Below are 13,342 nucleotides of genomic sequence, written 5' to 3' on the forward strand. Positions count from 1 at the left end.
AGCGTTTCTAGCCCTCGTAAAATCCGTTTACGGCAACAATCTACTCGGATCGTCCGAGCCATCGGCGAGCTCGGTCGTACCATGATGCTGGCTTTGCCGGACTCATCATCTCCTCGAGCGACCGAGGCGATTCCCGTTTGCCTTGAATCACGTCGATGACAAGATTGCCGATGTGTTGATTGACCGCGTCCTCGGGCATGATCCGCTTCGCGTGCGAGATTGTCTTTTCTGCTTTGGACGTTTGCCCGTCAATCAAATAGGCGACTGCCAAGTTGCCGAGCAATTCGGGATCGTCGGGTGAAACCGCCACCGCATGTTCGCCCACGCGACAAGCTTCCGCGGAATCCCCTTGCTCTAAACAGATGCCCGCGAGTTCTTTGAGCACCATTGTATTATCGGGTTCGAGTTCAACTGCACGCTGCAAACAATCGCGAGCACGCCGGATCTCGTCCGCCGCAAACCAAGCCTTTCCCAACATCAAGTGGGCTCCCCATGCGGCAGGGGTGTTCGCAACTAATTGCTGCAGTTGGCCGATCGCTTGTCGCAGTTTTTCCTGCTCGCTCGTTTCCACTGGCGGATCGCCTGGATTGCGATTGTATTGCCAAACTACGGCAACCGCTTGCTCATAAATCTCTTCGTTGGTTTCATTAAGCCGCGTGTGATAGAGCAGTTTGCCAGTCCGCTTGTCGCGGTACACATCAATTTTGCCGTCGCGACGAACAAACTCTAATTTCGATTTCACTTCCTCGTCCGACAGATGCTGAAGAGCGGGCTGCTCACCCGGTGTCCACGATTGCGGCGCGACGATTTTCCGACTCTCGCTACCCTGCATCGTGGCAATCAAGCCGCCTTCGTATTCGAACAAGACGAGCCAGTCACTCTCGGGTTCCGTCGTTTGATCGTGCGAATGGACCATCACAAAATCAACCACATCAGCCGATCGCTGGAGTCCATACAATTCAAGTTGTTCGGCAAAGCGTTGGGCGTCCAACGGCGACATAAAACTTGCTTGCGAAAGATGGTCGTCGCTGAAGCTCATCGCGTTGGGTGCGATGGAGACAAAGTCCGCAGCCCCGCCTGGCAAGTGGCGATCCAGTGCATCGTTGCGGATCACGATCGCCGTGCCTTGAATCAAGAGCGGCATAACGATGGTCCTCCTTGCGGATCAGAATCGACGGGGCAATTAGACGGGGCAATCAAACGGAGCGATCGCATTATAAGGAGAATGATTCCGCCATGCAGGGTTCGCATCGACTCACGCTCGTTCGAGCGATGTTTTTCGATGGATGCCATGCTGCCCAAAGCTGTGAATTAACGAAAGTCGTCTTTCGCTCTGCGAAAGTACGCTCAATCAACGCAACTTTTGCGGAGCAAAAGGCGACTATCTTCCATCATCTCTAGACAGATTCACAGTCGGTCCACGCTGCCCGAAACTCTTGGCGAGTTTCGCTACGGGAAGTTGAGGATGTCAGCTAGAGATCGTCGTCGTCATCTTCGAGGAAATCTTCATCGAGTTCATCTTCGTCAAACTCGTCTTCGGCCTCGCCACGATCCAAAAACTCTTCTGGCGGCTCGGCGCCGTCTTGTGGGATCCAGCGAATCGTCGGCCGCGGCGGATCCGACAAAGCCTCTTCGCACTCAAGCGCCTTCCACGTTAAATCGCCGGGGCCATCGGCAGTATCACCGTCCTCGACTTCTTCGTCGGACGTCAACATGTAGAGCGAAGCGTTTCGCAAAAATCGCTCGATGTCGGCCGGTTCGAACTTATCCGCTTGATAAACCGCTTCCAGATCCGGCAGATCCAATTGGCCGTTGCCGACCGTATCCATCAGTGTCCAAGCGTCGTCGGCCTTGAAAATTCGCACGTTCGTCCACATGTCCAAGGGCGGCAGTTCGTGGCTCCACGCATAGTTCAGCCCCTGACGCAGCCCGGTCTCATCCCGCAGCACCTCGCCCCCGGGATTGAAATAGCAGACCGCTTGCGGCAATTGCAGCAATTCCGTCACGGCTCGAGTGATGAACTGCATCTCGTGCACTGGGTCATAGTCTTCGGGCACCAACGGAATGTCCTCGTCGTCCTCGCCCCCCGCCTCTTCCACCCCCAGCACGTAGCTGATCAGGATGCGAATATGGGCGGTGTGTTCTGTGACCGCGCTGGATCCGTCTTCCCAGCCCCAAGTTTGCTCGGCCGCCCGTTGCAGGCATCCTGGAAAGGCGAGCGGCCCAAACTGGCCCAGTGACCAAGCGACAAATCGCTCCGGCGACTCGTCGGGGTCGCCCATGTCATCCGGCCAGGTGGTGCGTGAGGGAGTCACCAGCAAGTGGCCTCCCACATCCTCGCGGTATTTCATCACCAAGGTTTCCGGCGCATCGTCGTCCTCGATCGATTCGTGACGCCCGACGAGCTCGAAACACTTCAGCCGCTCTTCTAGTTCGGCGATCGAAACCGGCTCACGGAGCAGGATGCACATCCCCTGAGTGAACAATCCTTTTGCCATTTCGATCTCAATCCCCGTCGCTTGCAATTAGTGATTCAATGTTTTACCCCAGCACGGGATCATTCACGAGGGTACACGTGCATGGGCCCCCCCTGCCCCCACCAGTCGCTGCCGCCAACCAAGGACTCCGTCAGCAAACGATGCTGTGGGCAAACGATGCCACGGGCAAACAGGGGCCGTTGGCAAACAGGGGCCCGACCCCAAAAACATACGCTCGGGACAATCGCAGTGAAAACCGATACACTACCCCCTTTCCCTTGCGTGAGAATGGTCATAGCGTTGACGATTCACACGGAAATTCCTTGTTCTAAGAGGCACCTGAACGAGCATGACGACGAAGGAAATCACAGTCAAAGGTGCTCGAGAGCATAATCTTCGCGATGTAAACCTCAGCCTGCCGCGAGGCCAGCTGATCTGCTTTTCAGGCGTTTCCGGGAGCGGAAAGTCTTCGCTAGCATTTGACACACTGTATGCCGAGGGGCAACGGCGGTACGTCGAAAGTCTCAGTAACTACGCTCGGCAATTTATGGGCCAAATGCCCAAGCCTGACGTCGATTTTGTCGGCGGTCTAAGTCCATCGATTTCGATCAGCCAGAAATCGACCGGAAATAATCCGCGAAGTACCGTCGGGACGATCACCGAAATCTACGACTTTCTACGTGTACTGTTTGCCCGGGTCGGCACCGGACATTGCCCAAAGTGCCAATGTGAAATTACGGCCCAGTCGCGAGACGCGATCGTTTCGCGGATTTTGTCCCTGCCCGGCGAAGCGACACTGTGGGTGATGGCGCCGTTGATCCGCGGCCAAAAAGGGGAGTTCCGCGATCTGTTTGAGGACCTTCGTAAACATGGTTTCTCACTCGCACGCGTCGACGGCGAGACGATCCGGCTGAGTGATCCGCCGCATCTCGATCGACAACACCGCCACGACGTCGAAGTCGTGGTCGACCGCGTTGACCCCGATTCTCGCGATCGCGGTCGGATCACCGAAGCGATCGAAACCGGACTGAAACTCGGTGAATCGAGTGTGGTCGTTTCGCTGTCCGAAGCGAATGATCGCGATGCCGGTAAACCTGCCGATGACTTGCTCTACTCGTCACGCTATTCCTGTGGATCGTGTGGCCAGAGTTTCAAACCTCCCACGCCGCAACTGTTCAGTTTCAATAGTCCTCAGGGCATGTGCGAGGCCTGTGACGGACTCGGCCGGCTGTACACGTTCGTGCCTCAGCAATTGGTTCCCGACGAAACAAAATCGGTTCGCAAGGGAGCTGTCGAACTGCTCGGATCTTGGGGCGACATGGGGCGCTACCGTCGTCACGTCTATCAGGGTGTCGCCAAGGCGATGGACGAGCTGCTCGAGCTGAAAGACGGCACGATGCTCGAAGGCAAATGGCACGATTTGCCCGAGCAAGCTAAGCACGTCTGGTTGTGGGGCACCGACGATTCGCTCGAGTTCACTTGGAAAGGCGGCAGCCAAGCCAAAAAGTACTCCGATTCATTCGATGGTTTTATTCCGGAACTGCTCGCTCGCTACCGTACGAACAAGAACAAGATGCAGCAGCGTCAGTTCGAAAAGTACATGAACACAATCGAGTGCGTCGATTGCCACTCGCAGCGACTGAATCCGCAAGCCTGCGCCGTCACGCTGACCACCAACAGCCAAAAGTACATTGCAGCTGCCGGTACAGACAAAGCGTCGCTACCAACGCTTTGTGAATTGCCGATCGATGAACTGATCGAATTTTTCAGCGACATCCAGCTCAGCGACATCGATGCCAAGATTGCTTCGGAAGCACTCAAAGAGATCCGCACTCGGCTGGGGTTCCTGTTGGGCGTTGGACTCGACTACCTGACGCTCGGCCGTACCGCGCCGACGCTTTCCGGAGGCGAATCCCAGCGGATTCGTTTGGCGGGCCAGATCGGCAGCGGGCTGGTCGGCGTCCTCTATATCTTGGACGAGCCTTCGATCGGACTGCATCCACGTGACAACGATCGACTGATCGAAACGCTCATTCGGCTCCGCGATCGTGGCAACACGTTGATCGTGGTCGAGCACGACGAAGACACCATGCGGGCATCGGACATGGTCGTCGACTTCGGGCCTGGACCGGGTATCAAAGGCGGACGCGTCGTTGCAGCCGGAACCGCGGAAACCGTTTCCAACACGGCCAAGAGCGTGACCGGACAATTTTTGTCGGGCAAACGCCGTATCGAGCCTCCGCAAACACTGCGTCCCATCGATCCGAAATTGCAGTTGACGATCAAGGGGGCTCGCTTTCACAACCTGCGGGATATCGACGTCTCGATCCCGTTGGCTACGGTCACCTGTGTCACGGGAGTGTCCGGCAGCGGCAAGAGTTCGCTGATCGGCGGGATCGTTGAACCTGCATTGCGAGTCGCATTGAACGGGGCGGAATGTGAAAGTGGCGAGCACGATACGATCGAAGGACTCGAGCATCTCGACAAAACCATCGCGATCGATCAATCGCCGATCGGACGTACGCCACGCAGCAACCCGGCGACGTACGTCAAAGTCTTCGACGAGATTCGCAATCTATATGCGAAATTGCCCGAAGCAAAAACTCGCGGCTACACCTCCAGCCGGTTCAGCTTTAATGTCGATGGCGGCCGCTGTGCGGGCTGTGATGGCAACGGGGCGAACAAGCTGGAAATGGACTTCCTGGCCGACATCTGGGTGACATGCCCTGTTTGCCAGGGTCGACGTTACAACCGCGAAACGTTGTCCGTTCAGTTCAAAGGTAAATCGATTGCCGATGTACTGGAAATGGACATCTCACAATCGCTGGCGTTGTTCAAAGACATCCCCAAGATTGCTGAAAAACTGCAAACGCTGGTCGACGTTGGACTGGAATATCTGAAACTGGGTCAACCCTCGCCGACGCTTTCGGGTGGCGAAGCACAGCGCATCAAACTTTCGCGTGAACTCAGCAAACGGGAAACCGGTCGCACGCTGTATGTGCTAGACGAACCGACCACGGGATTGCACTTTGCCGATATTGAACTGCTGCTAAAGGTTATTCACGGCCTGGCCGACCGCGGCAATACGATTGTGATCGTCGAGCACAACACCGACGTGATCAAAACCGCCGACTGGGTCATCGACTTGGGGCCCGAAGGGGGCGCCGGTGGCGGATTGGTCGTGGCCGAAGGTCGTCCCGTGGACGTTGCCAAGGTCGAGGGCAGTTACACCGGAGCGGCGATCGCCAAATCGCTGGGCATGAAACCGCGAAAGACGGCTGCCAAACCGACCGAAAATATTCTGTCCAGCATCATCACGACGACGGCCAGCACGAACACGCACGTGTTGGTCGAAGGTGCCACCGAGCATAACTTGAAATCGGTAGACGTCGAGATACCGCGCGACGCGATGACGGTGTTCTGTGGCCCGAGCGGTAGCGGCAAAAGCTCGCTGGCGATGGACACGATCTACGCCGAAGGACAACGCCGTTACGTCGAATCGCTTTCGTCGTACGCACGCCAATTCATTGGCCAGGTGCAAAAACCCAAAGTCGAGCGGATCGAAGGGCTGTCGCCTGCGGTCGCGCTTGAGCAAAAGAATCTGGGGCATTCGCCGCGAAGTACCGTCGGCACGGTAACCGAGATTTACGACTACCTGCGAATCTTGATGGCGCGACTTGGGACGATGTATTGTCCCGATTGCCAAGTTCCCGTCGGCACCCAGACGCCTGACCAAATCGTCGACAAGATCATGGCACTTCCCGAGGGGACGCGGGCCATGTTGATGGCGCCGATCGAAGTGCAGTCGGGGCCGGCGTCCGAAGACACTTGGCAATCGCTTCGCAGCACCGGATACCAACGTGTGCGAATCGATGGAGTGACCACATCGCTGGACAACGCTCCGATGCTCGACGCGCGGCAGCGTCACGAAGTCCAAGTGGTTGTCGACCGCATCGTGGTTCAAGAATCGGATCGATCGCGAATCAGTGACAGTATCGAGCAAGCATTGTCGCTTGGCGTCGGCGTGTTGGAAGTCGGGTTCGCCGAAGCCGACGTCGAAGAAAAACTGTGGAAAGTGGTCACGCATAGCCAACATTTGGTGTGTGGCGATTGCGGGCGTTCGTTCAACAACTTGACGCCGCACCATTTCTCATTCAACTCTGCGGTCGGTTGGTGTCCTCAGTGCGAAGGACTTGGAACTCAAACGGGAACCAATCCAGCAGCGTTGATCTCGTCACCCACCGCAACGCTGCTCGAGGGAGCGTCACTGCTTTGGCCTTCGGTCGACAAAGTGGTATCGCAATGGATGATGCGTGCCTTTTCTCGTCAAACGCGAATCCCGATCGATGTGCCGTTTGACAATCTGACCATCAGCCAACGGCGGATCTTGTTTCACGGCTCGGGTGAACGATGGATCGAAGTTCGTGAAAGCGATCGCGAGGCGAAAACGAAAACGTCACCCAAACACGATGTCGTCGTGTTCCGCTACCAGTTCAAAGGTTTTTATCCGGCGCTAGCCGAAGCGGCGCGTCTGACGCCAGGACTGCGTGGCAAGTTAGAGCAATTTGTTGACGAGATTGATTGTAGCGCGTGCGATGGATCACGTTTGCAAGAAGACGCAGCCGCCGTGCGTTGGCGCGAACATACGATTGCCGATATTGTTCACATGCCGCTGGTTCGACTCGCCGAGCACATTGCGACTTGGAAATTGGACAAGCGAGAACGCAAAATCGCGGGCGAATTGGTGCGTGAGATCACGTCGCGAATTAGTTTCTTGCTCGACGTGGGGCTCGATTACTTATCGCTGCATCGCGGTGCCGCAACGTTGTCGGGTGGCGAGGCACAGCGGATTCGCTTGGCCGCTCAATTGGGCAGCGGTCTGTGTGGCGTGCTGTATGTGCTGGACGAACCAACAATCGGGCTGCATCCACGCGACAACCAACGGCTGATTGGGGCACTGCATCGACTGCGTGATCTTGGCAACACGCTGCTGGTTGTCGAGCACGACCACGACGTCATTGCCAGTAGCGATTATTTGGCAGACTTTGGCCCCCGAGCGGGTCGTTATGGTGGACGCATTGTTGCCCGCGGCGAACCGACCAAGGTGCTGCCGGTCGACCAATCCGTCACCGCCGGTTACATCAACGGCACCAAGTCGATTGCGATCCCAGAGCACCGCCGGCCCACCTTTGGTGCCAATGGTTCGCCGTATGTGCAAGTATTGAAAGTCACCGGAGCAAGAGAAAATAATCTGAACGGCGTCGACGTGCAGCTTCCATTGGGCGTGTTAACAGCGATCACCGGACCGAGCGGCAGCGGCAAGAGTTCGTTGATCGAAGGCGTCCTGTATCCCGCGTTGGCCCGACGGCTGCATCGTGCCCGCATGCGTCCAGGGCGTTACGAAAAGCTCGAAGGGCTTCGCTTTATCGACAAAGTGATCCAGGTCGACCAATCGCCGCTGGGCAACAGTCCGACGAGCAACCCGGCAACTTACACCGGCGTTTTTGACTTGATTCGTCAACTCTTTGCCGAGCTGCCCGAGGCAGCGGAGCGACGTTTCAGCGCGAGAACGTTTAGCTTCAATGTTGCTGGCGGTCGCTGTGACACGTGCGAAGGCAGCGGGCAATTGAAGATTGAAATGCACTTCTTGCCCGACGTCTGGGTGCCCTGCGAAGAATGCAATTCACGTCGCTACCATCCGGATGTGTTGGAAGTCAAATTCCATGGTGCGTCGATCGCCGACGTGTTGGAGATGCAGTGTGGCGAAGCGCTCGAATTGTTTGCCGAACATGACAAGATCTCGCGAATTTTGCAGACAATCTGCGACGTCGGACTCGAATATGTCACGCTCGGCCAATCGGCGCCGACACTCTCTGGCGGTGAGGCACAACGCGTTAAATTGGCGGCGGAACTCGCACGCCCGATGACCGGGCGAACGCTGTATATCTTGGACGAACCGACAACCGGTTTGCACTTTGACGACATTGAAAAGTTGTTGGGGGTACTGCAGCGATTGGTCGAAATGGGGAACACCGTCGTCGTGATCGAGCACAACCTCGATGTGATCAAATGTGCCGATTGGATTATCGACATGGGGCCGGGTGCGGGTGTGGAAGGCGGTCAGATCGTTTTTGAAGGAACGCCCGAAGCGTTAGCGGCCACCTGTACGAACAAGAAACGAGGCGCCGTCGTCTCGTCCACCGCCCCGTTTTTGGCCGAGGTCTTGGGACACAAGGTGCCCGCCAGTGTAAAACGTAAGGCGTTGCCAAAGCCAACGAAAACGACAGCCACAAAGAAGAAAGCGACCGCAAAGAAAACCGCCAGCAAGTCCACCGCTGTGGATGCTGCGACCAATGGCGAGATCGAAGGAGAAGATCTAACTTCGCAAGAGACCAACGACGGCGTTCATCCGTGGAAGGTTCTGGGGCGGCGTTGGCACTCGTTGGGCAAAGGATTCCCAGCCGATACGGAGCCGGAGTGGCCAATCGAGCTTGCCGACATGATTTTGAAGTTGCTTGAGAATGTCGCCGGCGACAATTCATTGCGGTTTGACGCCCCCGACCGAGTCGTCGTGCGTCCCAAAGGGCAGCAAAAGAATTGGGCGGAAGTCGAGACCAAGACTCCTGAATCGCTGAAGGTCACATTGGCGGGGCCCCACGAAGCGGTGGACATGGATCAACTCAGTGCACTTGGGTTCAAAGGTGCCGTACAACCTGCGGAGACCGAACAAGCCGAAGTGACGTTGCGGTTAACCGAGTTGAAACACGGTCGCAGTCGCAAACTGAAAACGTTCCTAAAACAGCATCTGCAGCGAACCATCAAAACCTAGAGCTGACGGATTAAGATTATAAGTTGCTTTCCGAAGGGCTAGAGTACCGGCGTCAGCCATTGTCGCTCGGCTTTCCAAGCCGATTGCGTTCATTCAGCCGCAGCAAACAGCTTCGTCGGCAATCGTTCCATAACCTTTTGGGAATTAGCAGGTGTGTCCGGCGACCCGCCGTGGACCACGTGAGTATGAGCAAGTTGTAGGCAGCGACGAGTATTCTCTGACAGACGAATGTGGGACAGACGAATAAATTCAGAGCAACGATTCGCCTGTCGCACATTCGGCTGTCAAAATTGCCTTGGATCCATTCATTTCGTGAGAAAGTGACTGGCACCCCGCCAACGTTCTACGCGACTCAGCATTACAAACATGAGTAAGATTCGACAGGCGAATTGTTATCGAGCCGAGTCACGATCGCGGTCCAAAACGGGGGCCGTCCAATCTATTTCACCGGCATCACCGCGACGATGGAGCGACCAGGATTTGTCACGCTATCGATTCCGCCTGAGGAGCAGTGGAGCGACTCACTCCGCTGGCTCACGCGGGAACAGCGTGAGCGATTTTCCACCGCCAATTTTTTAAAAATGTTACAAGTGCAAATCACCGGCGGGTATTTAAAACTCCCTCAACACCCGCCACAGTAGTGAGCTGCATTCGGAGGTTGCAGCTCAAAGCTCAGGGAAAGGCAGTCGTTACCACAAACAAGCCGGCTGCAATTTCGCACGGAGGGCAACGGGGAACGGAAAACCCATTCCACAAACCGAAAGGATTTGCAGCAACGAACTGTACCTCGCCAACAAAAACGGATTAAAATCAGGGGAATCAAAAGCGAGTCTCCAGTGTGGATCCTTGCCCCCATAAAGTACGGCACCGAGTCGTACATAACTACGTTGGCAACCCTAGCTTATGAATGTTGACCTCTGGCAATCCGTTGACACTTATCTGCGTGCCAATGACATCGACGGTGCAGCATCGCACCTTGAAACGCTGGTGCGGTCAGAGAATTCCGATCGCTTCACCTCACTTGCCGATTCCGCTTTCACGAATCCTGCCACAAGCGTACTTGAACACGTCAACACATTTCTCTCTGCTTGTGCGCCGCAGTTTGACCTTCGTGCTGCCTACCATGAAATGAACGGATTTGACATAAACTACGATCGCTGGTACTTCGACTCATTCGGCTACGCCGATCTCACGGACGACCCCGACGACGTTGACTGGCTCTGCGATTGGAACTCCCCTGACTGGGAGACATTTACGCTAACAGGACTTGAGCAAACGCAAGACGATTTCCGATGGTATATGGAAAACAAGGTCTGGGAGAAAAAGACACACGAAACCGCCAAGGAAATCGCGGTGTTGTTGGTGATGGTGCGATTCTTGCAACTGGTTCAATCTGCATTGTCTTCCGGTTCCCTTGCGGCTTCGGTTCCGATACTAGCGACGGTTCATGATTTCGATATGTTTGGTCGGTTCCAACCCTAACTCCGCTTCAGCGGGGCCAACGACACTGTATTTACGCCGGGGGCTTGGGCACACCTTCGGTCTTTGGTAACGGAGGTTGGCCTTGGTACAATTTCATTAACTCAAAGTAATCCGCTTCGTTAAGGGCGGTGTCCTAAAAACCTTCCCTTAGCCGCCTTAGGTCTTCTATGACATTCAAGCCGCCCGGTGGCGAACTCACTTTCTGGTCCGCACTTTGGGTGCTATTCGGAGTCGCCGCAATTTCCGCTGCTGCAACGATGGGGCTTACTGTTTATTACGTATTGGGCGCGTTAGTCGGCTTGCCTGCACTTGGCATGTGGTTCAATCAGCGTTGGTGCGGATACGTTTTCGCTGGATTGATGGCCTTGTCGATTCCGCTTGCGTTGCTCGCCCTCTTGACCGTTGACGGCACTTGGGCCGATCGCGGCTACCGTCTGTTTCGCATCGCCATGGCGGGCTACTTTGCCTTCTTGACCTTTCGTTGGGCCCAAGACGATTGACACTTCAACCGCGGCTAACAAATTTTTTACGCTAGTCGCTTCGCGATCACCTCCGCTTTTGGGCAACGGGCGTTGGCATTGGTACAATTTCATTTGCGCAATGTCACCCGCTTCGTTCACGGCAGTGATGTAAAAAACTTTCGTTAGCGGATACTAGGTTTCCCCAATGTCAGCCTCGGCATCTCAAGCAGCGAAGTTCTACGAAAAGGTTGTTCGCGATGGCTGCGTGTTCACGTTCGCCTCAGAGGCGGGACTGCTCGTCTATCCTGTTCGCGATATCGAGGTCGTTCCGTTTTGGTCAAGCCGGTCTCGCATGCTGACCGTGCAGAAAAACCACCCGAAGTACGCGGCCTATACGATCGACGAAACCGAATTGACAATGTTCCTCGAAAATACGGCACCGCAACTCGCCGACGAAGGAATCCACATCGGGGTCAATTGGTCGGGCAAACGCCTTACTGGTTACAACCTCCCAGTAGCGTCAGTGCTCACAAACATTGCGTATTGGCAGGAGAAGGTCGCGAATGGTGGTTGACCGTGTCTGCTAGAATAGTTTTTTCGCAAAGACCCTGCGGGCACACCTTCCATGTTTCGCGACGCGGGCTGGCATTGGTACAATTTCTCTTAGTACAGACGTCGCTCGATTCGTTCATGGCGGTGTTGTAAAAACCTTCCGTTAGACGACCTACGCTGGATGCTCGACTTTGAAACTCGAACTTGAATCTGGTGACATAATTCAATCTCCGTCGGATGCCGACTTTGCGCGGATCGAGGGCGAAGCGTTCGCGATACTTTTCGGCGACGACGCTGGTACTTACATCCAATGCGCCGAACAAACCGAACCGCCTTGGGGATACGTCCTCGAATATCAAGTCGGTTCCATCGACAAACACTATCGTGCTACCGGTGATGCGATCCAACTTGATTCGATAGTTGCCGCGTTCCGAAAATACCGTGATGGTGACAATTCTTGGTTGTCTGACTTCAACTGGGAACTCATGGATTTGTCGTGAATTACGCTCGGCTCCGGTCGCACAGCGTTGTTTTCACACAAAGTCGCGGCTGTCCTCGTTGGAGAAACTTTCAGTTGGCAACGATCAATTGCTTCGGTCGATTTCCCTCTGGTGCAAACCCGCAATCGCCTTTGCCGTTTGGCGACGGGCGTTGGCCTTAATAGAATCTTTCGCAATCCAGAGTCACTTGCGTCGTTCACGGCGGTGACGTGAAAACCTTCCGTTGGTCGCCGCAGGTCAAACATGAATCCGACTGAATCACTCGACGATCTAGAAGCCGATAACTGGGACGCACTCTATCGGTGTCGCCACGATTCAGACCACCGCCATTCGGTTCTGGCCTTACTCAAGGAATTGTTACGCAATCCTGACCTCAAGGTACTTCACCGCGCCATGAACGCTGCGGGACGTATTCGCGGCGCGTTCGACGCAACCGACGCATTGGCTGACCTTATCCCGTTGGTCATCAAACATGTCTCATCCGACGACGAATTGATCCGTCGCGTTGCTATTGGGTCACTTCATTGCATAGGCTCTCACGACATCAAATGTGCAGTTCCTGCTTTGATTGGTGCCTGCGACGATGAAAACCTGCTTGATGCTGCATTGCTGGCACTCGTTGATATCTCAAACGGATCCACTGCTGCCGTCCAGTGCTTCCATCGCTTCTCATCGCATTCCAACGGAAAAATTAGGCGTATCACAATTCGCGGTCTCGGTATATCAAACGCGACTGACAACGCATCGATTGCCGTCATAACGGCGGCCACAAATGATCGAAACAAATACGTTCGCGAGATGGCGGGCAAGGTACTCGCCAAGATTAATGCTCGACCGTAGTTCATACGACGCCTAAAACCCATGTTCAAGGCGAGCTGCTTTCGTGGCGGGATGCTGGTGGATTGTTTAAGCCACGTCAGTTGACGTCACCGAACTCTAGGGGGCGTTACGACCAGAAGCCCCCATAGCCCCCAGTTGATGTGCTGCCCTTGATTCCGCTTTCTCACGCATTCAGATGAAAACAGGAAAATGATGATGCCG

The 13,342-nt window shown here is 55.3% G+C and carries 9 protein-coding genes; 7 read left to right on the plus strand and 2 right to left on the minus strand.

Going from position 1 to position 13,342, the window contains the following annotated elements; all coding sequences use genetic code 11:
- Positions 1-40: 40 nt before the first annotated feature.
- Positions 41-1,144, minus strand: a complete 1,104-nt coding sequence (locus SH528x_RS06215) for a tetratricopeptide repeat protein (protein ID WP_442509655.1) — start codon at positions 1,142-1,144, stop codon at positions 41-43.
- Positions 1,145-1,472: 328 nt separating this feature from the next.
- Complete coding sequence (locus SH528x_RS06220) at positions 1,473-2,498, minus strand: DUF4261 domain-containing protein (protein WP_442509656.1); 1,026 nt, start codon at positions 2,496-2,498, stop codon at positions 1,473-1,475.
- A gap of 328 nt (positions 2,499-2,826) precedes the next feature.
- On the opposite strand from SH528x_RS06220, the gene uvrA reads away from it, so the two are divergent.
- The 7 genes from uvrA (at position 2,827) to SH528x_RS06255 (ending at position 13,141) form a co-directional block, all read left to right on the plus strand.
- Positions 2,827-9,306, plus strand: coding sequence for an excinuclease ABC subunit UvrA (gene uvrA / locus SH528x_RS06225; RefSeq protein WP_442509657.1), 6,480 nt, complete (start codon positions 2,827-2,829; stop codon positions 9,304-9,306).
- A 389-nt stretch (positions 9,307-9,695) separates the two neighbouring features.
- Complete coding sequence (locus SH528x_RS06230; protein ID WP_442509658.1) at positions 9,696-9,947, plus strand: hypothetical protein; 252 nt, start codon at positions 9,696-9,698, stop codon at positions 9,945-9,947.
- Positions 9,948-10,209: 262 nt separating this feature from the next.
- Positions 10,210-10,788: a hypothetical protein gene (locus SH528x_RS06235; protein ID WP_442509659.1), complete on the plus strand. Its 579-nt coding sequence runs from the start codon at positions 10,210-10,212 to the stop codon at positions 10,786-10,788.
- A 167-nt stretch (positions 10,789-10,955) separates the two neighbouring features.
- Positions 10,956-11,288, plus strand: coding sequence for a hypothetical protein (locus tag SH528x_RS06240; protein ID WP_442509660.1), 333 nt, complete (start codon positions 10,956-10,958; stop codon positions 11,286-11,288).
- Between the two features lie 166 nt (positions 11,289-11,454).
- Positions 11,455-11,823 (plus strand): DUF2750 domain-containing protein, encoded by a 369-nt coding sequence (locus SH528x_RS06245; protein WP_442509661.1) that lies wholly within the window; start codon positions 11,455-11,457, stop codon positions 11,821-11,823.
- A 169-nt stretch (positions 11,824-11,992) separates the two neighbouring features.
- On the plus strand, positions 11,993-12,301 hold the full coding sequence (locus SH528x_RS06250) for a hypothetical protein (protein WP_442509662.1): 309 nt from the start codon (positions 11,993-11,995) through the stop codon (positions 12,299-12,301).
- 243 nt (positions 12,302-12,544) lie between these two features.
- A complete protein-coding gene (locus tag SH528x_RS06255; RefSeq protein ID WP_442509663.1) occupies positions 12,545-13,141 on the plus strand; it encodes a HEAT repeat domain-containing protein in 597 nt (198 codons plus the stop codon).
- Positions 13,142-13,342 lie beyond the last annotated feature (201 nt).

Source organism: Novipirellula methanifontis, from assembly GCF_052161655.1.
Classification (GTDB): Bacteria; Planctomycetota; Planctomycetia; order Pirellulales; family Pirellulaceae; genus Novipirellula.